Source organism: Taibaiella lutea (genome assembly GCF_008629695.1).
Taxonomy (GTDB): Bacteria; Bacteroidota; Bacteroidia; order Chitinophagales; family Chitinophagaceae; genus Taibaiella; species Taibaiella lutea.
This window is the reverse complement of sequence record NZ_VWSH01000003.1, coordinates 845,876-869,355: the sequence shown is the minus strand read 5'-3', so window position 1 is coordinate 869,355 and position 23,480 is coordinate 845,876. Positions and strand designations below refer to the sequence as shown.

At 38.8% G+C, this 23,480-nt stretch carries 19 protein-coding genes; 9 read left to right on the top strand and 10 right to left on the bottom strand.

What is annotated here, in order from left to right; all coding sequences use genetic code 11:
• On the top strand, nt 1-199 hold a 199-nt coding region (locus tag F0919_RS18540), incomplete at its 5' end, for a hypothetical protein (protein WP_216629430.1).
• On the opposite strand, the gene F0919_RS14915 is transcribed toward F0919_RS18540, so the two are convergent.
• From F0919_RS14915 to F0919_RS14885, 7 genes are all read right to left on the bottom strand, one after another.
• The gene (locus F0919_RS14915) at nt 183-443 is read right to left on the bottom strand and encodes a DUF6965 family protein (protein WP_150033563.1); all 261 of its coding nucleotides are present in this window, start codon (nt 441-443) and stop codon (nt 183-185) included. The two genes, F0919_RS18540 and F0919_RS14915, sit on opposite strands and share 17 nt — an antisense overlap.
• A 32-nt stretch (nt 444-475) precedes the next feature.
• Nucleotides 476-1,147, bottom strand: a complete 672-nt coding sequence (locus F0919_RS14910; protein WP_150033562.1) for a response regulator transcription factor — start codon at nt 1,145-1,147, stop codon at nt 476-478.
• Nucleotides 1,148-1,190: 43 nt separating this feature from the next.
• Nucleotides 1,191-1,979, bottom strand: a complete 789-nt coding sequence (locus F0919_RS14905; RefSeq protein ID WP_150033561.1) for a sensor histidine kinase — start codon at nt 1,977-1,979, stop codon at nt 1,191-1,193.
• Nucleotides 1,976-2,608 carry a hypothetical protein gene (locus F0919_RS14900; protein WP_150033560.1) on the bottom strand — a complete coding sequence of 211 codons (633 nt, stop codon included), beginning with the start codon at nt 2,606-2,608 and terminating at the stop codon, nt 1,976-1,978. The genes F0919_RS14905 and F0919_RS14900 overlap by 4 nt, the downstream gene beginning before the upstream one ends.
• Nucleotides 2,609-2,611: 3 nt before the next feature.
• A complete protein-coding gene (locus F0919_RS14895; RefSeq protein WP_150033559.1) occupies nt 2,612-3,028 on the bottom strand; it encodes a hypothetical protein in 417 nt (138 codons plus the stop codon).
• A gap of 88 nt (nt 3,029-3,116) precedes the next feature.
• On the bottom strand, nt 3,117-3,557 hold the full coding sequence (locus F0919_RS14890) for a hypothetical protein (protein ID WP_150033558.1): 441 nt from the start codon (nt 3,555-3,557) through the stop codon (nt 3,117-3,119).
• A 509-nt stretch (nt 3,558-4,066) separates the two neighbouring features.
• Nucleotides 4,067-8,491 carry a T9SS type B sorting domain-containing protein gene (locus F0919_RS14885; RefSeq protein WP_150033557.1) on the bottom strand — a complete coding sequence of 1,475 codons (4,425 nt, stop codon included), beginning with the start codon at nt 8,489-8,491 and terminating at the stop codon, nt 4,067-4,069.
• Nucleotides 8,492-8,787: 296 nt separating this feature from the next.
• On the opposite strand from F0919_RS14885, the gene F0919_RS14880 reads away from it, so the two are divergent.
• The 3 genes from F0919_RS14880 (at nt 8,788) to F0919_RS14870 (ending at nt 12,800) form a co-directional block, all read left to right on the top strand.
• Nucleotides 8,788-9,189, top strand: coding sequence for a cytochrome c maturation protein CcmE domain-containing protein (locus F0919_RS14880; RefSeq protein ID WP_150033556.1), 402 nt, complete (start codon nt 8,788-8,790; stop codon nt 9,187-9,189).
• Between the two features lie 72 nt (nt 9,190-9,261).
• Nucleotides 9,262-11,715, top strand: coding sequence for a cytochrome c biogenesis protein CcsA (gene ccsA / locus F0919_RS14875; protein WP_150033555.1), 2,454 nt, complete (start codon nt 9,262-9,264; stop codon nt 11,713-11,715).
• Between the two features lie 95 nt (nt 11,716-11,810).
• Nucleotides 11,811-12,800 (top strand): amidohydrolase family protein, encoded by a 990-nt coding sequence (locus F0919_RS14870; protein ID WP_150033554.1) that lies wholly within the window; start codon nt 11,811-11,813, stop codon nt 12,798-12,800.
• A 57-nt stretch (nt 12,801-12,857) separates the two neighbouring features.
• On the opposite strand, the gene F0919_RS14865 is transcribed toward F0919_RS14870, so the two are convergent.
• Nucleotides 12,858-13,790: a tetratricopeptide repeat protein gene (locus F0919_RS14865; protein WP_150033553.1), complete on the bottom strand. Its 933-nt coding sequence runs from the start codon at nt 13,788-13,790 to the stop codon at nt 12,858-12,860.
• Nucleotides 13,791-13,831: 41 nt separating this feature from the next.
• Complete coding sequence (gene dxs, locus F0919_RS14860; RefSeq protein WP_150033552.1) at nt 13,832-15,769, bottom strand: 1-deoxy-D-xylulose-5-phosphate synthase; 1,938 nt, start codon at nt 15,767-15,769, stop codon at nt 13,832-13,834.
• A 216-nt stretch (nt 15,770-15,985) separates the two neighbouring features.
• Between dxs and truB the strand changes: the two genes are divergently transcribed.
• Nucleotides 15,986-16,672 (top strand): tRNA pseudouridine(55) synthase TruB, encoded by a 687-nt coding sequence (gene truB / locus F0919_RS14855; RefSeq protein WP_150033551.1) that lies wholly within the window; start codon nt 15,986-15,988, stop codon nt 16,670-16,672.
• 119 nt (nt 16,673-16,791) lie between these two features.
• Entirely contained in the window at nt 16,792-17,814 is a 1,023-nt protein-coding gene (locus tag F0919_RS14850) for a homocysteine S-methyltransferase family protein (RefSeq protein WP_150033550.1), read from the top strand.
• Nucleotides 17,815-17,885: 71 nt separating this feature from the next.
• Here F0919_RS14850 and F0919_RS14845 read toward each other — a convergent pair whose 3' ends face one another.
• The gene (locus F0919_RS14845) at nt 17,886-18,647 is read right to left on the bottom strand and encodes a DUF4290 domain-containing protein (protein WP_150033549.1); all 762 of its coding nucleotides are present in this window, start codon (nt 18,645-18,647) and stop codon (nt 17,886-17,888) included.
• 229 nt (nt 18,648-18,876) lie between these two features.
• On the opposite strand from F0919_RS14845, the gene F0919_RS14840 reads away from it, so the two are divergent.
• From F0919_RS14840 to F0919_RS14830, 3 genes are all read left to right on the top strand, one after another.
• A complete protein-coding gene (locus F0919_RS14840; RefSeq protein WP_150033548.1) occupies nt 18,877-19,371 on the top strand; it encodes a DinB family protein in 495 nt (164 codons plus the stop codon).
• Between the two features lie 202 nt (nt 19,372-19,573).
• Nucleotides 19,574-21,505 (top strand): acetate--CoA ligase, encoded by a 1,932-nt coding sequence (gene acs, locus F0919_RS14835; RefSeq protein ID WP_150033547.1) that lies wholly within the window; start codon nt 19,574-19,576, stop codon nt 21,503-21,505.
• Between the two features lie 295 nt (nt 21,506-21,800).
• Nucleotides 21,801-23,351 (top strand): hypothetical protein, encoded by a 1,551-nt coding sequence (locus tag F0919_RS14830; protein ID WP_150033546.1) that lies wholly within the window; start codon nt 21,801-21,803, stop codon nt 23,349-23,351.
• Nucleotides 23,352-23,480 lie beyond the last annotated feature (129 nt).

Sequence of the window (23,480 nt, the reverse complement as noted above, 5' to 3'; positions counted from 1 at the left end):
AGGAGCATTATCTTCCCCGCAGAGGCACCAAAGCGCGGGAGGAAGGTGGTTTGAAGGTAAAAAACGTGAAGGGGTTAGCGTAAGGGATAGCAGTGTAAATCCTTTTTTGGAAGGCAACGAACCCAAAAAGATTGAAACGGATAGCCCGGCCCCTTGCGTAGCTTGGGGTTACGCAAGAAAAACTATTGTTCTATCTTAATAGTAGTCTGATTTAAAATTGCCTGCTCCAATTGCTTTAACCTGTTCAATGGTGGATTGAAAAAGTGAGCAGGATTGAAGGTACGGGCAGCATTCAATTCCAGCTTAATAAAGTCGGGGATATTTTTTACAGACATGCATCCTTGCTCCCACTCTTTTATAAGAATAGGGTTTGTTTCAAAGAAAAGCTTTAATCTTTCAATCTCCTGCAATACATCGGGATGTTGCGGCAATACTTTTATCATGCGGCAAAGATAATAAATCGGATTGGCTAAGTTTACGAAATGATGATTTCGTAAATGCCATTTTTAATTGCAAAGACAACCAGGCCTGCTGTGTTTTTGCTGCCTGTTTTTAATAACAGATTGTTACGATGCCCTTCAACGGTGCGCGCACTAATGAATAATCTTTCAGCTATTTCGGCATTCGTAAGTTCATGGCAAATTAATTGAATAATTTCTTTCTCACGATTTGTAAGTTCTATGTCAATTCTATTAAAACTTTGTATTTGTTTGGTTCTGAATTCGGAAGATTTCTGCAAAGCGCTTTTAATTAAATCGGAAAAGAAAAATCCGGAGTCGTAAACCTTAAGAATAGCCTCCTGTAACTCACCCATATTACAACTCTTGGAAAGATAACCACATACGCCTTCTTCTACCATTTTAAAAACATAACGGCCCTGGTCAAACAACGTAAGCATAATTACTTTTACACCAGGATAGAGTTCCCGCATTTTTCTGTTCAATTCTATGCCATTCATACCCGGCATTTCCATATCCATTAAAAGTATGTCCGGCAAGGGTTGCATAACTTCCAGCATGCTAAGCAAAGCCATGCCGTCTTCGGCATCGGCAATAACTTTTACCTCGGGAATTTGTTGCAACAATGCCATAATTCCTTGCCTGAAAAGCACTTGATCGTCTACTATAGCAATATTAATTGTATTCATAATCTACCCTTTAATAATAAGCTATCCTGTTTTATTCTATTAGCTAACCTTTGAAATGAACATTCGATAAGGGAATATAAATAGCGACATGAAAGCCTTGTTGCTCTGCGTTTACAAATTCGAACCTACCATTAGCAATCTGCAAGCGGCTTTCAATGTTTTTAAACCCCATTCCTTTCAACATCTTCTTTGAGCTAAGTCCAATACCATTGTCGGTATAATTAATAATCAGTTCATCTTTTTCACCAAAACATTCTATACTGATATTTACGGTATCGGCTTTAGCATGTTTCATTGTATTGGTCAATAATTCCTGAAGTACGCGATAAATAATAACAGAAGTTGTATATTCCATATCATCAGGGATTCGACAATCTCTTTCTTCAACCTGTACATTTAATGCGCCTTTAACCGTCGTGTTTTCTGCCAGAATAAATATGGCTTCCCTCAGACCAAATAATTCTATTTCAACAATAGAAAGCTGATGACTGATGGTCCTAACCTTGTGAAAGATTGCGTTGATTCGTTTTTTGTATGCTTCCTTCACATCCGTTTGCAAATACTGCACCATGTGTTCATCCAAGAATAACCTTAATGATGCCAAGGCATTTCCAACATCGTCGTGCAATTCTTTACCTATTTGTTTCCTTTCGTTTTCCTGCGATTCTATAATAACTTTGGTTAACTGTTTCTGATGATTTAATTCGGCAGTCTGAAGCCTGTATTGCTGGCGTAGCATGTTCTTTTTATACCTCACGAATAGTAATACCATAGCGATTACTAAAAGAAAAGAGCTGATCATCCCGAGTAAAACATAGGCATATATATTCATTGTCTCTTTCGTAATTTAAAATAACCGACTGCTATTACAATATATAGGATCAATACCAGGGTTGCATGCATGTTCCACAAAAAGAAATTGAGCGCTGTATCCTGCAAAATAAAGCCTGATAAAGAAAACAACGTAATGGAACTACAAAAATACAACAGCATTCCGAACACAAAAAAGTAATTAAAATCATAATCGGTCTTGCTCTCAATAGAAAATTTGCGAAGCAAAAAGAAGATGCCATAGACTATAATCAGAATACTTTCAACTGAACGCGGCATCATATTGTAACTATACAAAGAATCGGAATGCCAGATATTGATACCCGCAAATAAGGGAAACAATATCATTCCTGCCACCACCACTTTTCGAAACAATTGATGCGATATAACCGACAAGAAACAAATGGACAACAATAAGAATTCAAGTACTGTATAAAGATGCAAGAAAGGCAAATTATTAATTCTTCTATCGGACAGTACTTTAGACAGCGTATTAAAAAACAACGAAAAGATCAGGTAAACAAATACCCATCTTTCCGTTGTTTTCCAGTAAACTTTATTTATTAAAGCAACTATAATAGGCAGAAAAATGGTTGCAGGAACCAAAACTCCCATATAAAACGTGGCCATTACTTATCCGTTTGTTGGAGGATCTGCAGGACTGCTTGTTGGTAAAGTATATAAAGGACTGCTTGTATCACAAATCTTAGGACACGGTGTTGTGAAGTCGCATACATTGCTTGTTCCGGTTTCAGGATCCTGACAAATATCGACATTATCTTTCACCGGCACCAGATAGATATGAATATCTTTTTCTATATCAGGAGTAAGCGGGTCAAACCGCGTTTCCAATGCAAAATAAGCGCGAACACCATCAATATCTCCGGCTTCTTCAAGTAAAGTTTTTAAATCAGCGACAGGAATGTGAAAACCTCTGAAAATTTGGCGGCTATCAGCTGTTTTAGTGCAAAATTGATAAAATTCGCGCCAGTTTTCAGTACCGTCTTCAGCAACGCTTAAAGGAATTGTAGGAAATGAAAGAGAACTCATGTGTTTGTGTTTTGATTTTGAGAAACAAAGTAATAAAATTTATGACAAAGTAGTTTATTATATTTATTTAATATTTTCATTTTGTTCTTTAAACTTCCCAGACAAGCACTTGCATAACACCCAGAAACTGCGTTTTTTCTTTGACTTTATTATTGCTGTAAATACACTTGTCAATAAGCATGTAAATAGCTATCTGAAAGCGTTTGGAGGATAAATCAAGCAGGTGATTTTCACTATAAATTTCCTTGTCAGGCTCTTTTAAAATTTTTGATAGCAGCTTATCAATTACGGACTTGAGTGTGTCCATAATATTATCAATGCCTTCTGCCTGACGCATTATATTTACCATAATTTTCTTACGACAATCTTCAATAAAGCCCGTTATATCATCAAACAACAGAAAAAGTTGTTCATGAATCTCGGCTTGCGTTACAGATGGTAGTCTTATTCCCCAATCTTTTTGAAACTGATGATACATTTGTTTATTAAGTCTAAATATATCTTTCCGAATAGCAGTATTTATTTCCATAGTGATGAAGGCCGGATAAATAGCTCTGATAATTCAATAATAATTCCATGGTGACGGGCTTCATGTGAATGCAAGGGCAGAAGGGGCTGCAGTAATTCATTAATAACTGTAAAATAAAGATGTAAAATGAAGGTGTGGAAACACCTTCATGGTGTTGGTTTTGGTGTTTGATAATAAGATAGTTCAATGGGTCAGAAGAATCATCTTAGAATAATAACATTTACATTTTTTACTTCACTGAATAATTTAAAAAAACATTTTCCATGGTAACAGGTTCTTATTTTCAAGCAATATGCTTTGCCTGAAAAAAGAATTAATAAGGGCTTCGACGTATATAATTAAGGGTTCAATTTTGCTGTAACAAAAGAAGAAAATAAATGACAGGTTTATAAACGTAAAAAGACCCAAAGTTATAATCAGGTATAAATACCTGATTACTGAAACGGATTTGTTAAAAAGCACAAAGCAGCGCAAATGCGCTGCTTTTAGAATGTACCATCTCTTTTTATTTATCTCAATAATGTCAAATCGCCTTTGAATTCTTTTTCAGTGCCATCTACAAATTTTACAATCATGTAGTATTTATAATTACCAACATCTGCAGGCGAGCCATTCATTAAATTTCCATCCCATGCTCCATTTGGGGTATTAGACGCACTATAAACAGTTTGTCCATAACGATTGAAAATCTTCAGTGTTTTAATTGCATAAGCCCGCTCCATGTAGAACCGGGGGCCAAATTTCTCATTATTGCCATCTCCATTCGGTGTAAATGCGTTAGGTATAAATACGCCATAATCCAATGGTTTCACATGGTAGGTGACGGATGCAGTATCGGTACAGCCATGTTCATTAATGCCTTCAACAATAATAATACCATCTGCATTTGCGGCGATTGAATAAGATACTTTTTGCTGAACAGGGAATAACTCCGCAGGTGACCACGAGAGGACAGAAAAGGTGTTATCGTCGGAATATGCAACAAGGTCTATCATTTCTCCTTTATATGGTTCTTTAGGATTGACGCTCAGGTTCAATTCAAAATTATCGATGATAATGTTAACCGTTCTTATTACACTGTCGCAACCTAAGATGTTTCTGAAAGTATCAATTAGTTTGGTACCACTTGCATAGGTATTGCCTTCAAAGACTACCAGATTGCATCCTAAAGTATCAAGTGATTTTCTTTGTGGTGTATTAGGATATATCACCAGATTTGAAACCAGAATAAAACTATCACAGCCAAATGTATTGGTAAATGTGTCCCTCAATGTTGTACTGTGTGTGTAGGCTACATTTTTATATATCATAGAACCACAGGCTGCGGTATCAAAAACTACTGTAACAGCAGGTGGCAATACAGTCAATTGTAAAGTAACGATACTGTCACAGCCATTAGCCGCCGTGGTAGTATAAACCGTTCCGGTTGTTGCATTTGGAATTCCATTCCATGTATAAGGAACTTCTGTTGCACATATTGTTTGCATGACGGTTATAGCAGGTACGTTCTTTACGGTAATTGTCATGCTGGCTGTTGTAGCACATAAACCGGCTGCCGGTGTAAAGGTATAAGTAGCTGTTGCTGTGTTACTTACTATTGCAGGGTTCCATGTACCCGGTATTCCATTATTTGATGTTGTCGATAAAAGCGGAGCCGGCGTTCCGTTACAAATCGGAGCAACGGCTGTAAAGGCCGGCACAATGTTTGGATTAACCGTTACTGTTAATGTAGTTGTAGTTGCGCACAAACCGGGAGTTGGTGTAAAAGTATAAGTGGTAGTTGTAGCATTGCTTATTGTTGCAGGGTTCCATGTACCTGTTATACCATTATTGGATGTGGTTGGCAATACCGGTGCGGTTGCGCCGCTGCAAATGGGAGCAATAGCAGTAAAGGTTGGCGTAATAATAGGATTGACCGTTATTGTTAATGTTGTAGTGGATGCGCACAAGCCGGGAGTCGGCGTAAAAGTGTAAGTACCGGTTGCAGTATTACTCACTGTTGCAGGGCTCCAGATACCTGTTATACCATTATTGGATGTGGTTGGTAATACAGGGGCCGTTGCGCCATTGCAAATTGAGGTAATGACCGTAAATGTCGGTGTGATATTAGGATTAACTGTCACAGTCAAAGTTGTTGGTGTTGCACATAATCCTGCTGTTGGTGTAAAAGTATAAGTAGCTGTTGCTGTATTACTTACTGTAGATGGTGTCCATGTTCCTGTTATGCCGTTATTAGAAGTTGCAGGTAATGCCGGAGCCACCGCGCCATTACATATCGGAGCAATAGTTGTGAATGTCGGCGTAATATTAGGATTGACCGTTACAGTTAAAGTAGTTGAGACAGCACATTGCCCTGCCGTTGGTGTAAAAGTATAAGTTGCTGTTGAAGTATTGTCAACCGTTGCCGGATTCCAGGTGCCTGTTATGCCATTGGTGGAGGTAGCAGGAAGAATCGGTACCGTACTTCCATTGCATATCGGCGCTATTGCAGTAAATACAGGAAGCGTATTATTGTTTACATTCACAGTTAAAGTAGCTGTGGCGGCACATTGTCCGGCAGTAGGTGTAAAAGTATAAGTTGCTGTTGTTGTATTGTCAACAGTTGCGGGATTCCAGGTGCCGGTTATTCCATTAGTAGAGGTTGCAGGCAAAGCGGGCGCAGCTCCACCATTACATATTGCAGAAACGACATTGAAAGTCGGGGTAATTATAGAATTTACAGTGACAGTTAAAGTGGTAGTAGTGGCACATTGTCCGGCAGTTGGCGTAAACGTGTAAGTCCCTGTCGCGGTATTATTTACTGTTGCAGGATTCCATGTTCCTGTTATACCATTGTTAGAGGTAGTTGGCAAAACCGGCGCCAAAGACCCGTTACAGATGGGTGTTGGTATTGTGAACGTAGGAATAATACCCGGATTAATTGTGAGGGCAACAGCAGAAGAGGTTACAGATGAGCAACCCGGAGCATAAGAAATGATGCATTGGTAATTGCTTCCATTCAATGTTGCCGGAACATTATAAATATAAAGCGTGTCATTAGTTACCCCATTATATATAGTACTGTTAGACATGTTAGAAAATCCTGAGCCTGTGTTTTGCTGCCATTGATAGGTCGTTCCATTGTTGGCATTCACTACTAACATTACGGTATCTCCCGAACATTTGATACTGGGAACAGGTTGTAAAGTAATATTTACAGGCATGCATTGAATCTCGTCTGCGCCAATATCAGGTGTTGTTGCATTCCGGGTTTCACCATCAATATCTGTGGTAATTCCGGCAATTGGGGTACCAAGATTATTAAGCGGTATATTGCTTGGATACGGTATATGCAAATCATTGACGCCTGCAAATACAGGAAGTATGTTTACGGAGCTTCCATTACCACCGAGGCTTGTCTGCAGCTGAGCTATGGTATTTGTAATAGAAGCATTTGTACCGGTACTCGATAGATTGGTACTTGTAGCATAATAATCATTCCGATTTATTGCACTAAACACGCCGCTTCCTGCCAGATTTGATAAAACAATTCTTGAATTGGCATTCCCCGTAGTTTGAAGATTTGCAAAAATATTGTTACGCAGATTAACAGAACCGGTTGAAGTTACATTTGCGGTAATAAGCATTGCCGAAGACCTATGTCCTCCTGTCAATGCAGGTAAATTGCTCTGGGTCATTGCCACGGTGTTAAAGTTGATATCGTACCCTCCCCCGCCATCTATCACTATGCCATTTCCATTATCTGAAATATCATATCCATTAAATCCGTAACCTGCCACATCAGATATAAAATTATTGTACACCTTGGTAGCTGCATTATTAATGGTGGCGACCAATACAATACCTGCAGCTCCGTAACCGGAAGTATTTGTGTTCTTAATATTATATATGTTGTTGGAGGAAATAAAAACGTCAGCCATAGCAGAATAGGAGAAGATGCCCATCGTATTTCCTGTTCCGCTCGTGGTCAATCCTGAAACAGTATTTCCTGAGACAGTAATATTTGCATTTGTTATCCCACATGATATATTGAGGCCGATAGGTGCATAGGAGCTTGTACCTGTATATGCCAGATTGGAAATACTATTCCCGGTAATAGCGGAATTCTTAGTAGCCGTTGCAAACCAAATGGCCCTGTCAAATTCGGCACTTGCGGCTTCAAAATTACCGAGCTGATTATTACTTACAGTTACTCCGTCAGCGCCTTGTACATATATTCCAACCAAACGAATAGCATTTCCTGCAGAAGAGGTCATATCATTCCCGGTAATAATAGTGTTATTACCATTATTCGTAGCAACAACCGCATATACATAAATACCGATAAATGCTTTCATTACTGCATTATTTTGCATGGTAATATTATTAAAATAACCAGGGCCTCCAACAGTTCCTGCATCACCTATAATGACTGCTGTTGAGGCATTAGTTCCATTTGTGATATTGCAATTCTTGATAATATCGTTATGAATAGCTGAATTACCCACCGAACCGATAATCATTGCATTACTGCCTGTAGTGCTTGTATTTGTAATGCCTAAATTTCTTGAGGAGCTACCATTGTTAGAACCATCAACCGTTACATTATTGGCACCATTTAATTTGACAAGTGGGCCGTTATTGATGCTGCCGGAAATTGTAGGATTTGTACCGGCACCGGGTTTTATAATAACTGAAGTGTAACTGGCCGAACCATTGCCGCTTGCATTAAGACTTGCTGTAGCAGGTTCGGTTGTATTAGCCGAGATTGTAATAGTAATATTGCCTTGATGTGTTCCCGAATTGATGGCATCGAAGGATGCCTTGAGCGTAGTGTATGCCGTAGGTCCTATTATTCCGGCAGAGGCAGTGACAGAAACTTGCGCTTTTCCGATAAAGGGAAATGCAAAAAGGGCAATAAACAAAGAGCAAACGGAAGTAAATTTTAATTTCATAGAAATACTTTTTGCAGGCTAAAAAATGGGGTCGGTTATGGTTTCTGCACAAAAAATACAACGTAAAATCATATTTAACACATCCTAATCTAAAATTTATGAATAATTTTTAATTTCATCGGGAGTTAATAAGATGAATCTACCTAAAAGACATAAAATATTTTATATACGTTAGCAAATCTGACCTGATCTATATTTTGAGAAATGGTACTTAACCCGAATCCGGTCATTTACATCTTCTTACCACTTCCAATTCATTTAAGCCTTAACTTTGCATTCCAATAAATTTTAGTAAAGTGAAGAAAGCAAGTATTCTTATTTTGGTATTGATTGCTACAGCAATCGGGATTGTAGTAGGTTCTTATGGAAAGTTCAGCACTTATGAAACCTTTGCTTCCGCAGCCGAAAAACCGGAAAGTACTTTTCATGTAGTAGGATATCTGGACACAACAAAAGGTCAGCAATATGACCCGGTTAAAGACCCCAATAATTTTACCTTTTTTGCAAAGGATAAAAAAGGCGCCACACATAAGGTGATTTTCAATGGCACTAAGCCACAGGACTTTGAAAGATCCGAACAATTAGTAATGACAGGCTTCATGAAAGATGGTGATTTTCATTGCAGCAAGATACAGATGAAGTGCCCCTCAAAATATCAGAACGACCAGATAGTAGTTGGTAAGTCGACGGCTTCCTGATTTTAACATATTTGCGGCACCGTGATACGGTGCCGCTGTTTTTATACCATTTGCAATTTTAATTTTTTTCTCTTGAAACCAAATTTCATAGGCGAACATTTAGCTCCCGGCCAGTTCGGTCATCTGTTTGTAATTATCGCGTTTGTTGCTTCCCTTTTTTCCTGTTTTGCATTTATGAATGCGGCATGCAAGGAAGACACTCCGGATGGCAATATCTGGAAAAAGCTCGGACGTGCGGCTTTCATTATTCAGGCTTTATCTATCGCAGGAATTTTCATCACACTTTATTATATCATCTCCCACCATCTTTTTGAATATAATTATGCCTGGAGGCATTCATCCCGGGGATTACAGGTAAAATATTTATTGGCTTGTTTCTGGGAAGGTTCGGAAGGTAGTTTTCTTTTATGGTTGATATGGCATTCCGTACTGGGATTAATTTTGATAAGGACAGCCAAACAATGGGAAACACGCGTATTAACGATTGTTTCATTGGCACAAGCCATCCTTGCAACCATGTTATTGGGAATTTATTTTGGTGCAGAAGTAAAAGTCGGAAGTACGCCGTTCAGTTTGCTGAGAAATGAGATGGCACAAGCTCCTATTTTTTCCATGCCCAATTATCTTGAATTCATTAAAGATGGTAATGGACTGAATGTTACGCTTCAGAATTACTGGATGGTAATACATCCGCCCATTTTGTTTCTTGGTTTCGCGTTAACCCTGATTCCTTTTTCTTATGCTATTGCAGCAATGTGGAAGGGCGAATATAAAACATGGGTAAAACCTGCGTTGCGCTGGACTTTAATTGGCGGTGGCATTTTAGGAACCGGCATTATGATGGGCGGAGCATGGGCTTATGAATCTTTAAACTTTGGTGGCTATTGGGCTTGGGATCCGGTTGAAAATGCATCACTCGTTCCATGGTTGACTTTAATTGCAGGCTTGCACACATTGGTCATTTATAAAAGCACCGGAAGGTCATTGAAAACTACACTGATGTTTTTCATCCTGACTTTTATGTTGATCTGGTATTCTACTTTCCTTACAAGAACAGGTATTCTGGGTGATACTTCCGTACACTCTTTTACCGGTGAGGGCAAAGCTTTGTACTGGCATCTGATTATTGCAATGGCTATTTATTTAGCTGTCAGCTTATATTTCATGATACGTTCATGGAAAAAAATGCCGCGCGTAGCAGGTGAGGAAGAATTGGATACAAGGGAATTCTGGATGCTGATTGGCTCTATACTTTTATTGCTGGCCTGCTTTCAGATTATTGCAGCTACTTCATTGCCTGTTTGGGCGCCTTTATGGAAAAAAATCACCGGAAGCGATATTGCACCTCCGGCCGATCCCGTTTCTTATTACAATAACATACAGGTTTGGGCAGCCGTATTGGTTGCCATTCTGACCGGAGCCATTCAGTTCCTGAAATATAAGAAAACAGGAATCAACGCATTTTGGAAAGCTATCATTATCATTTCCGTAATTTCTTTGGCATTGGCTATCGCATTAATTATCGGACAAAAAATTGAGCATAAGCAAATAATGGTTTTTGCATTTGCCGTGTTTTTTGCATTGATAGGAAATATTTATTATCTGGTTACAACACAAAAGGTAAAAATATTGAAAGCCGGCGGAACTATTGCGCACATAGGCTTTGGCTTGATGCTATTAGGAATTTTACTTTCAGGGTATAAAAAGAAAATTATTTCCATTGATACCACAAATGCATTATTGAATAAAGATTTCGGTAAGAAAACTTTTGAAGAGAACGTAAAAGAAAGCCATGAAAATGTATTGCTATTCAGGAATACAACCATTACAATGGGTAAATATCTGGTAACTTATTTAGGTGATTCTATTGTACATGATGATCCGCCGAAGACCTTTTACAAAGTACGTTTCGACAGGCTGAATCCTGATAATGGCGACAAAGAAGAAACTTTTATATTGTACCCCGAAGCTTACGTAAATGTAAAAGGACAGGAAGGCATAAGCTCCAATCCGGATGCAAAACATTATATGTCGCATGACGTGTTTACTTACATTTCATCCATCAGCGATCCGAATGAAAAGTCGGATACAAGCACATTCCGGCCTGCTAAAATAAAAATGGGTGATAGTTTGTTTCTTGCCAATGGATTCATCGTTTTTGACAGTATCAGCAAGAAAATTGTCAATAAATTATATGAACCAAAACAAGGAGATGTTGCAGTAGAGGCAAACCTTTCGGTTTATGGTGCCGGTGGCAAACTGGGCGATGCTTCACCTTTATATATTATAAGGGGCAATGAGGCCGGCTCGGTAGCAGATACCCTGAGGGATTTTGGTTTAACTGTAAAAATCAATAAAATTATTCCTGAGGAAAGCGCTGTCGAATTTGGCATTAAACAAAGAGCACAGCAAGACGACTGGATTGTAATGAAAGCTATTGTATTTCCTTATATCAGAGTACTTTGGTTCGGTATTATTGTCATGGTAATAGGCTTCTTCATCAGTTGGTGGAGCAGAAGAAAATAATTTTTTTGATAAAAAAACCTGTTAGTCTTTTAAAACCTGACAGGTTTTTTTATGACATCTTATTCCTCCAACAATTTTCTAATTTTGTCCTCAATATGAAAATAGACATTCACACACATATTATGCCGGAGAAAATACCGAACTGGTTTCAGAAGTTTGGTTACGGAGATTTTATAACCCTGGAACATCATAAACCTTGCTGCGCCAAGATGATTAAAGGCGACAAAGTGTTTCGTGAAATTGAACATAATTGTTGGGATGCAGAGGTGCGTCTTAAAGAAATGGATGCTACAGAAGTGACCATGCAGGCACTTTCTACCATTCCGGTGCTATTTAATTATTGGGCAAAACCTGAACATGCCTTAGAAAGTTCCCGTTTCTTTAATGACCATATTACAGAAGCCGTTACACGTTATCCTGACCGCTATGTAGGCCTTGGCACTATTCCTTTGCAGGATATTGATATTGCTGTAAAAGAATTGGAACGTTGTGTGAAGGAATTAAAAATGCCCGGTGTTGAAATCGGTTCCAATATCAATGGCAAGAATCTTAGCGACCCTTATTTTTTCCCTTTCTGGCAAGTTGCAGAAGGATTAGGCGCCTGCATTTTTGTGCACCCCTGGGAGATGATGGGAGAGAATGATATGATGAAATACTGGCTACCCTGGTTAGTAGGTATGCCAGCCGAAACATCGCGTGCTATTTGTTCCATGATATTTGGCGGGGTATTTGAAAAGTTTCCAAACTTACGTGTAGCTTTTGCTCACGGCGGAGGCAGCTTTCCTTCTACTATCGGACGAATTGAACATGGTTTTCAGGTCCGTCCGGATTTGGTAGCGATTGACAATGCCATTAATCCCCGCGAATACATTGGTAAATTCTGGATTGATTCTTTAGTGCATGATCCAAAAGCTCTGGATTTCATCATCGATATTATGGGCGGCGATAAAATCTGCATGGGCAGCGATTATCCTTTTCCTCTCGGCGAACATCATCCCGGCAAGTTGATTGAGGAACATATTAAGGACACTGAATTAAGAAATATGTTACTATACAAAAATGCAAAAGCGTTTCTTGGGATATAAATGAATTAACCTAATCTAAAATGGCTACAATTCAACATTGTAGCCATTTTTATCGAGTTATATGCTTAAAAGTTTATAAAATTGAGATTCTTTATATAGTGCTTCAATACCCTTATCTATTTCTCCATTATACATAAAATCAATTTTCCATAAAGGAATTTCAATTTTCCTTTCTAAATAATAAATAAAATACTTTGTATATTCTTGCCTGTATTCTTTAACTTTTTCAACTTTATAATTTTTAAATGCCTCTTCAAATTTAACTTTCAATTCATCCTTACCATAGTTTAACATTAACGTATTAAACGCAAGATGAACAATAGAAGAATTACTGGCCAGCCCATTTTCCAATATATATGGCAATAAAAAATCCAATGCTTTTCCAAAATCCTTTAGTCCAATATAACATCTCGCATATTGTTCTGCTATGTATAATGCATCAGCAGCAAATTCATTTCCACAGAAATGTTGATATTGGTATTTCTTTGTAAGCTCAAGATAAGTTAACGCCAATGTATAATTGCTGTCGGCAATATACAGTTCTGCTATTTCTTTCGCGGCTCTGTTTTTGTAGTTAGCATAGGGTTCTCCCATTATTCCCGACCCTATGCCCCCCTTCTCTTTATCATCAGCATTGCTTTTCAAAATTTCTTGAAACAATCCTATAGCTTCTGCTCTGTTATTTAATTGTAGCGCAATAAATGCTTCGTTATTATAAGTTCTAAAAAGATATTTGGAACCTGGATAATCTTTGATTAATTCTTTATAATAATTCTGAGCTTTTTCTAAAATAGATTCTTTTATTTCCTTAGAATACTCGACATATATGCTATCTTCTGATCCTTCATCTGTATCTAACTCATTGTTTACTAATTCTTGTAATGCCAACCCTTTCTCAAAAAGTATCTCATCATAATGTTTAGATTTCGCTTGTCCGAATGTTATAGCATAAGAGAATAATAATAGAATCGTCAAGAAATTTTTTCTCATGGCAAATGAATATTAATTCATAAAGTTCAGATAATTTAACATTATACCAAACTGAGCTCATTATCTTTCTTAACCATCATTTCCTTTGCCGCTTTTACAATAGAGGCAGCATCATAGCCACATTCAGCATATTGCTGCGCCTGAGAAGCATGTTCAATGACATAGTCGGGAATACCCAAAATTTTTACCTGAGGTTTGTAATTATGTTCGTTGAAAAATTCTAAAACTGCGCTTCCGAATCCACCTTGAATACAACCATCTTCAACTGTAATAACACTTGAGAATTTCTTGCCGATTTCATGAAGCATTGCCTCATCCAAAGGCTTAACAAAACGCATATTGTAATGCGCCGCATTAATACCATCTGCTTCTAATTCTTTGCAAGCCTTAATGGCAAAATTACCCGGATGACCTATGGTTAATATAGCGATATCATTTCCGTCTTTTATTTTTTCTCCTTTGCCAATTATTATTTTTTCAAAAGGTGTTTTCCATTCAGGCATCACGCCTTGTCCGCGGGGATAACGGATTACAAAAGGATTTTTTGTTTCTTCCAATTGCGCGGTGTACATCAGATTACGCAATTCCTGCTCATTCATCGGTGCACTTACAATCATGTTAGGAATGCAGCGCATATACGCAAGATCATAAGCACCCTGATGCGTACCGCCGTCATCGCCTACCATACCCGCTCTGTCCAGACAAAAAACAACAGGCAGATTTTGAATAGCCACATCATGAATCACCATATCATAAGCACGTTGCATGAACGAACTGTAGATATTGCAGAATACCCTCATTCCTTGCGTAGCAAGACCTGCGCTTACGGTAACCGCATGTTGCTCGGCAATACCAACATCCAAAGCGCGATCCGGCATTTCTGCCATCATATATTTCAACGAACAACCGGAAGGCATTGCAGGCGTAATGCCCATAATCTTAGGATTGGCTTTGGCCAATTCAATAATGCTGTGGCCAAATACATCCTGATATTTCGGTGCTTGTGGCGTATCGTATGTTACTTTATTAATTTTTCCGGTTACTTTGTCGAACAAACCCGGTGCATGCCAGAGCGTCTGGTCTTCTTCCGCCAGTTTATAACCTTTGCCTTTTACCGTTTTGATGTGTAAAATCTTAGGCCCTTGTATATCTCTGAGATCCTTTAATGTATCTACCAGCTTTGTAACATTATGCCCGTCAATAGGACCAAAGTAACGCAAGCCAAGCGCTTCAAACAAATTACTTGATTTTGTAATTGCACCTTTCAGACCATCTTTAATCTTCGATGCCATATCCCTTTGCAAATCAGCATAAGGTAATTTGCCCATCAATTTCCAAAGATCGTCTCGTAATTTATTATAAGTATGTGAAGTTGTAATATCGGTTAAGTATTCTTTCAGAGCACCTACATTCGGGTCAATGCTCATATTGTTATCGTTCAGGATAATCAATACATTGGCGCCACTCACACCGGCATGATTCATAGCTTCAAAGGGCAATCCTGCAGTCATAGCGCCATCACCAATAACAGCAATATGCTGGCGGTCAGTTTCGCCTTTTAACTTACTGGCAATGGCCATGCCTAAAGCTGCAGAAATAGAAGTGGAAGAGTGCCCTACTCCGAAAGTATCATATTCACTTTCATCTCTTTTAGGGAATCCGCTGATGCCATCTTTTCTTCTGTTAGTATGAAATACTTTTCTGCGTCCGGTCAGGATTTTATGCCCGTACGCCTGATGGCCCACGTCCCAAACCAATTGGTCATAAGGCGTATTCATCACATAATGCAACGCAACTGTCAATTCAACTACACCCAAACTCGCACCAAAATGGCCTCCGTTCACACTTACAGTATCCACTATAAACCGGCGCAATTCATCACAAACCTGTTGCAACTGCATCTTGTCCAATTTCTTTAAATCGGAAGGATATTCAATCTGGCTCAGTAAAGGACCTGCAGTTATTTCATCTAAACGCATGAAAAAATTTTTATGGCAATAGGCAAAAATAAGAATAATATAGCTTTTCCCATGATTTTAACAAGAGAATTGTCAGAACATAACCGATTCAGCCAGGCTTTTATTATTATTAAAACCTCATTTTTTTAAAAATGTTGATCAAATGCCGATATCCTGATGTTTTAAGGGCTCGATTGCCATTATTAGTAAATCATAATTTTCCCGCACCTTTGCAGCATGATAGCAATACCTACTCAGGAGGAATTAATAGAAGGCGCTGTAATACTGATTGACAAACCTTTGACCTGGACTTCATTTGACGCCATTAATAAAATAAAACGCTTGATGAAAGCCAAAATTGGTCACTGCGGCACTTTAGACCCATTGGCAACCGGTTTGTTGATATGCTGCACCGGTAAAATGACTAAGCGTATTACAGAATACCAAAAACAGGAGAAGGAATATACAGGTATTATTCACCTGGGCGCTGTTACGCCTACTTATGATCTCGAATCAAAACCTGAACAGGAAAAACCTTTTGAACACCTGACGGATGATGAAATCATAGAAGCTACCAAAGCATTTACCGGCGATATCAAACAAACACCGCCTATACATTCTGCCGTTCAGAAAGATGGCAAAAGGGCTTATGAACTGGCAAGAGCAGGAAAGGAAATAAAACTGGAACCTCGGGATGTTCAGATAAAAACATTTGAAATTACAAAGATTGCATTGCCTGAAGTTCATTTCAGGGTAGTATGCAGCACAGGTACTTATATCCGCTCACTTGCAAATGATTTTGGCGCTGCTTTAGGCTGCGGCGGTTATTTACAGGCATTAAGAAGAACAAAAATCGGCGACTATAATGTTGATGATGCTTTGACTGTGGAGCAATGGGTAGCGGAATTGAAGGCTGCTGAGTAGTTTATCAGGCGATTGGGTTTGACAAGCTTTAAGAGTAGTCAACTATATATTCGGCCATAAGAAAATTACATAATTAAAAAAGGCAACAAGCCTTAACTTGCAATATATTTTCAGAGCAAATGACGACAAAAGAAATATTATCGGATTTATTACAAAAGCAGATTGTGATTATCGATGGTGCAATGGGTACTATGATCCAGCGCTATAAGTTGCAGGAAGCAGATTACAGAGGCGAGCGCTTCAAAGATTGGCCAAGCGACCTGAAAGGGAATAACGATTTACTTTCCATTACGCAACCGCAAATCATTAAAGCTATTCACCGTGAATACCTGGATGCCGGTGCCGATATTATTGAAACCAATACTTTCAGCGCACAGGTTATATCTATGGCTGATTACGACATGCAAAGCATTTCTTATGAGATGAATGTCGAATCTGCAAAGGTGGCAAAACAAGCTGTGGCAGAATATATGAGCGACAATCCGGATGCAGGCCCGAAATTTGTGGCCGGCGCTATCGGCCCAATGAACAAGACATTATCCCTTTCTCCTGATGTAAACAATCCCGGTTTCAGGGCGGTAACATTTGATGAAGTTGCAGATGCTTATTTCGATCAGATTAAAGGTTTGGTGGAAGGCGGAGCAGATATTCTTTTGGTGGAAACTATTTTTGATACATTAAATGCAAAAGCGGCACTGTATGCTATTCAAAGATATTTTGATGCATTCGATACGGAGTTGCCAATTATGATTTCAGGAACTATTACTGATGCTTCAGGACGTACATTAAGCGGTCAGACACTGGAAGCTTTTTACATTTCCGTATCGCATGCCAATCCTGTCAGCATCGGGCTCAACTGTGCTTTGGGCGGGGCTCAGATGCGTCCTTACGTGGAAGAACTGGCACAGATTGCTTCCTGCTATGTAAGCTGTTATCCAAATGCGGGACTGCCAAATGCGATGGGAGAATATGATGAAACGCCTGATGATACGGCAGCTATTATTGCAGGCTTTGCAAAGAACGGCTGGATAAACATTGTAGGCGGTTGTTGCGGCACTACGCCGGATCATATTGCTGCAATAGCAAAAGCTGTAAAGGAATTAAAACCAAGAAGTTTGCCTGCCTTAGAAATGGCAATTTAAATACAATTTATAAATGAATAAGGGATTGACCGAAAGTCAATCCCTTATTCATTTTCAGTGAAAACAACACCCTACATATTCGGCCTTGGTTTCCTGTTTTTATTATTGTTATTGTTATTTCTGTTATTCGGATTATTAGGATTTCTGTTATTGGGATTATTCGGATTCCTGTTATTTGGATTGTTGCTATTGCGGCTATTATTATTTCCCGAAGCCTGTGCTCTGTTGTTGTTATTTCTGTTCTGACCACCGGCATTCTTTTTGTTGTTATTGTTCCGGTTGTTATTATTATCAAAACGAATTTTGATATTGCCATCACCTAAGGTCAATTCGCCATTGGTCATTTCCGACAGTTCCTCCCGAATCATATCATCATGAACCGGTTCTTTATGCCAATTGGTATAAGCCAGTTTCATGTAATACGCAATGCTTTGCGTAAATCCTTTACGTTTTTCTTCGTCCTTTTCGGCTAATGCTTTATCAATAACAGCCGTAAGGTTTTTACCTAAATGACGTTGTTTACGTCTTTGCTTACTCGGATAAGAAAGCGGCTCCGGTCTTTTAAATATTTTTTCTCTTGTAGGCGTAGGGTAAGGCGACTCAACATCAAGGTCAAAATCAGCAATAAGATATAGATGGTCCCAAAGCTTATGACGGAAGTCCTCTACATTTTTAAGGTGCGGATTTAAAACACCCATCAATTCAATAATAGCCTTGGCATTTTTCTGGCGCTTTACCGGATCTTCAATGGTGCGCAAATAATCCACCATTTGTTGAATATTCCTTCCATATTCGGGCATCACCAGCTTTTCACGCGTCGTATTATATTTCATCAAAAAATTTAATAGTAAAAATAATAGCCTGTTTTATACTTATTATTTTAAACAGGATTCTTTCTGAAGTAGTATAGAGATTTCAATACAAAACTAATGTATGCTTGCAAATATAGGGAAAAAGCAATCATACAATAGCAATTTTCAGGAAAATCGCGTTCACAAAAAATAATTTTCACATAATTCAATCTTCGTTAAATTTCACGTAATTGCAACAAAATTCAAACTAATGGATATCAAACAAGGATTGATAAATGAGTTGTCTATGGAGGCAGCAAACACACGCAAAATGCTGGAGCGCGTTCCTGCAGATAAATTAGAGTGGCAACCGCATAACAAATCAATGCCTTTAAGGCGTCTGGCTGTACATGTCGCCGAATTGTCCAACTGGCCTGTGCTTGTGGTGAATGATGATGAACTGGATTTTTCAAAGATGGATTACAAACCGCCTGTTATAACAACTACGGAAGAACTTCTGGATATTCACGAAAAAGGCGTAGAGCAGGCTGTTGCTGCAATCCGCAATATGTCTGATGAAGACCTGATGAAGCCATGGACATTGCGTAACGGCGAACATATCATTTTTCAATTGCCGAAAATTGCAGTATTAAGAGGCATGTGCTTCAATCATATTTATCACCATCGCGGTCAGCTAAGTGTTTATCTGAGATTGCTGGACATACAAGTTCCCGGTATGTACGGCCCCTCTGCTGATGAAATGTGAGTAAAAAGCCAAAACGCAAAATTAAAAATCCGGTTTCTGTTGGAACCGGATTTTGCATTTTTATGAATCCATTCTTCCATTTAATTTCAGAAAATATCCTATTATTGGAATAAGGTATTGCGTAAATTGTGTCTGGAAGGATTCATTTACGGTTAGCATATTTTCTAATTTTTACCCTTTCAATTTTCAACTTAAAAAGACAATGTCATATCCGTTTCAAATAAAGACGAAAGAAGCTTACGAAAAGGCTTATCAGCAAAGTGTTTCAGATCCTGAAGGTTTCTGGGCTGATGTGGCAGAGCAATTTACCTGGAAACAAAAGTGGGATAAGGTTTTGAACTGGGACTTCAAGGATACTTTTATTGAATGGTTCAGAGGAGGAAAACTAAACATTACCGAAAATTGCCTTGACCGGCATTTAGAGGATCGTGGCGACACGCCGGCAATTATCTGGGAACCTAATGATCCGGAATCACGGCACAGGATATTGACCTATAAAGAACTTCACTTTAAGGTTATGCAATTTGCACATGTGCTTAGAAATAATGGTGTTAAAAAAGGGGACAGGGTTTGTATATATCTTGGAATGGTTCCTGAACTTGCTATCGCAACGCTTGCCTGCGCGCGTATAGGTGCGATTCATTCTGTAATTTTCGGAGGCTTTAGTGCACAAAGCATTGCAGACAGGCTTCAGGATGCACATGCAGCATTTATTATAACTGCCGACGGCGCTTACAGAGGAAATAAAGACATACCGCTAAAAAGTACTATTGACGATGCTTTGACTACTTGCCCTTTTGTAAGAAAAGTGATTGTACTTACCCGTACTCATACACCTGTAAGTATGATTAAAGGCCGGGATGTGTGGTGGGAAGATGAAATTAAAAATGTAGAAACTATGGGCAATCCTTATTTCGAAGCCGAAGTAATGGATGCTGAGGATCCTTTGTTTATTCTTTATACGTCGGGTTCTACAGGCAAGCCAAAAGGTGTTGTGCATTCCTGCGGCGGCTATATGGTTTACACTACTTACAGTTTTGTAAATGTGTTTCAATATACTCCCGGCGACGTTTATTTCTGTACAGCAGACATAGGCTGGATTACAGGCCATAGTTATATTGTTTATGGTCCGTTAGCTGCAGGCGCTACTACTTTAATTTTTGAAGGTATTCCTACATATCCTGATGCAGGCCGCTTTTGGGATATTGTGGATAAACACAGGGTGAATATTTTGTACACGGCTCCTACAGCTATTCGTAGCTTAATGAGCTTTGGAACCGATCTTATTAAGCAATACAAATTAGATTCCCTGAAAGTATTGGGATCTGTTGGAGAACCTATTAATGAAGAGGCATGGCATTGGTTTGATGAAAATATCGGCAAAGGAAAATGTCCGATTGTAGATACCTGGTGGCAAACAGAAACAGGCGGTATCATGATATCAAACCTGGCAGGCGTTACGCCTTCTAAACCAAGCTACGCAACGCTTCCGTTGCCCGGCATACAACCGGTATTAGTTGATGAAAACGGCAACGATGCGCAGCCCGTTACAAATGATAAGGGAGAAACAATTGTAAGCGGCAATCTATGTATCAGGTTTCCGTGGCCCGGTATTTTAAGAACTACTTATGGCGATCACGAACGCTTTAAGCAAGCTTATTTTTCTACTTATGAAAACAAATATTTTACGGGAGATGGTAGTTTCAGAGACACGGATGGTAATTACAGAATAACGGGCCGTGTGGACGATGTGCTGAATGTAAGCGGCCACCGTATTGGCACTGCCGAGGTGGAAAATGCCATCAATATGCATTCGGGCGTGATAGAAAGCGCAGTGGTTGGCTATCCTCATCCTATTAAAGGTCAAGGGATTTATGCTTTTGTAGTAACAGAAAACTCACATGTACATGAACTTAATAAAGATGATATTCTGCAAACAGTTTCGAGGCTTATAGGGGCGATTGCCAAACCTGATAAAATTCAATTGGTAAGCGGTTTACCTAAAACAAGAAGCGGAAAAATAATGCGCAGGATATTGCGCAAAATTGCAGAAGGCGAGACCGGAAATATTGGCGACACTTCTACATTATTAGACCCGGCTGTTGTGGAAGATATTATCAAAAACAAACTATAAGTCCGAAAACTATAACAGGCCTGCAATCTAAGGGGCACTGTCTGCCAACCTTAATTGACGAAAAGGGTTTCAGGCATTGGAAATAAAAACAACAATATTAAACCTGCTTTGTAATTCATGATGATAATTGCAGACAGGATAAAATTCTTTTTGACATTATTCGCGTCTGCCATCAAAAATAATCAGCATGTTAATATGCGGCAGACTGTCAATTTGGGTTAAAAAATCATTTTTAACCTCGATTAAACGGAAAGCCCTTTAATTTTGTCTATAGATTTTTAAATAAACAATTGATATGAGATACTTGAACATAATCCTGGCTTCAGCCGTTCTTTTTCCGGCAACAGCAATGGCACAGAATGAAATAGATGCATTAAGATATAGCCAGGTTACAGGAGCAGCTACAGCAAGATCTTTGGGGCTTGGAGGCGCAGGCGGGTCTTATGGTGGTGATTTTTCTTCACTCAGCATTAATCCTGCCGGCATTGGTATTTACAGAAGTTCCGAAATAATGGTTACGCCAATTTTACGGTTCAATAACATGACGGGTAATTATCTCGGAACTACTTCTTCCGACGATAATACCAAGATGACTTTAGGAAATTTCGGCGCTGTTTTTACGACAGCAAACAGAGGTAAAAATTATCAGAAGAGTGCATGGAAAGCGTTTTCTTTCGGAGTAGGATATAATCGCGTAGCCGATTTTAATAGTCATGGTTATTATGAAGGGACTAACTCCGTAAGTTCAATGACAGAGGGTTTTGCCGCAGATGCAAAGGTTAATGGCGTGGGTGTTGATTTTGTACCTCCTTTCGGTTATTTCGGTTATGAAGGTTATCTGATAGATACCGGCTACAATTCCATTCCTTATGAAAACATTATTAAGAAAGGAGGTTCGCTGAACCAGTCAAAACAATGGAAAAGCAAGGGTGGTATTAACGAATGGGCTTTCAGTGTAGGAGGCAATTACATGGAAAAGCTTATGCTGGGTGCAACCATGGGTATCACTTCTTATAAATATGACAGAACGCAAACCTATTATGAAGGGGATGCTACGGGTAACACGAACAATGATTTTCAGGAGATGTATTACGATGAAGATCTTTCTACAACGGGTATCGGAATCAATTTTAAGTTAGGAGCAATTTATGTTGTCAATGATTATTTCAGAATTGGTGGCGCCTTTCATTCACCTACATGGTCGTCATTCTCAGATGTGAGCAGCTACAATATGGATTCTTACACGGAAGGATATAAAGCGTCTTTAGGGGCAATAGACAAGGATCCGCATACCAATGTTCAACCTATTGATCAATCAAACAATACGATAATATATCAATATGATTACTCATTGCGCACTCCGTGGAGAGGTGTTTTGAGCGCAACGGCATTCATGGGTAAGTACGGATTTATAACTGCCGATTATGAATATGCTGCTTATAATTCCATGAGGTATAGCTTTACCAACAACTATGATTATGAAAGAATCGTGAACAATGCTATAAAAGACACTTATAAAGGAACCCATAATTTCCGTTTAGGTATAGAAGGCAAAATGGACAATTTCAGCGCCCGTGCAGGATTTGCCTATTATTCCAGTCCTTACAAAAACGCTGATTATTTTGCGGGTGACAGAATGGATTTATCAGCTGGGGTAGGTGGCCGTTTCGGTAAATTCTTTGTTGATTTGACTTATGTACATAGCATCCAGAAAAATGCTGAATTCCTCTATCCGAACATTACAGCAAGCAATGACCAACTTGGTATCCGTCAGACACCGGTTAACCTTGCTGACTTGAAATATGGCAATAATCTTGTGGCATTGACAATGGGTGTAAAGTTTTAAAGTCTGCATTGTGAATGAAATTTTCAGAGATGGATTGTCAAAATAGTTGACAATAAACAAGAATCATATATTATTATAAAAAACCTCGTATAGCAAAATCGTTATGCGAGGTTTTTATTATTTACCTTT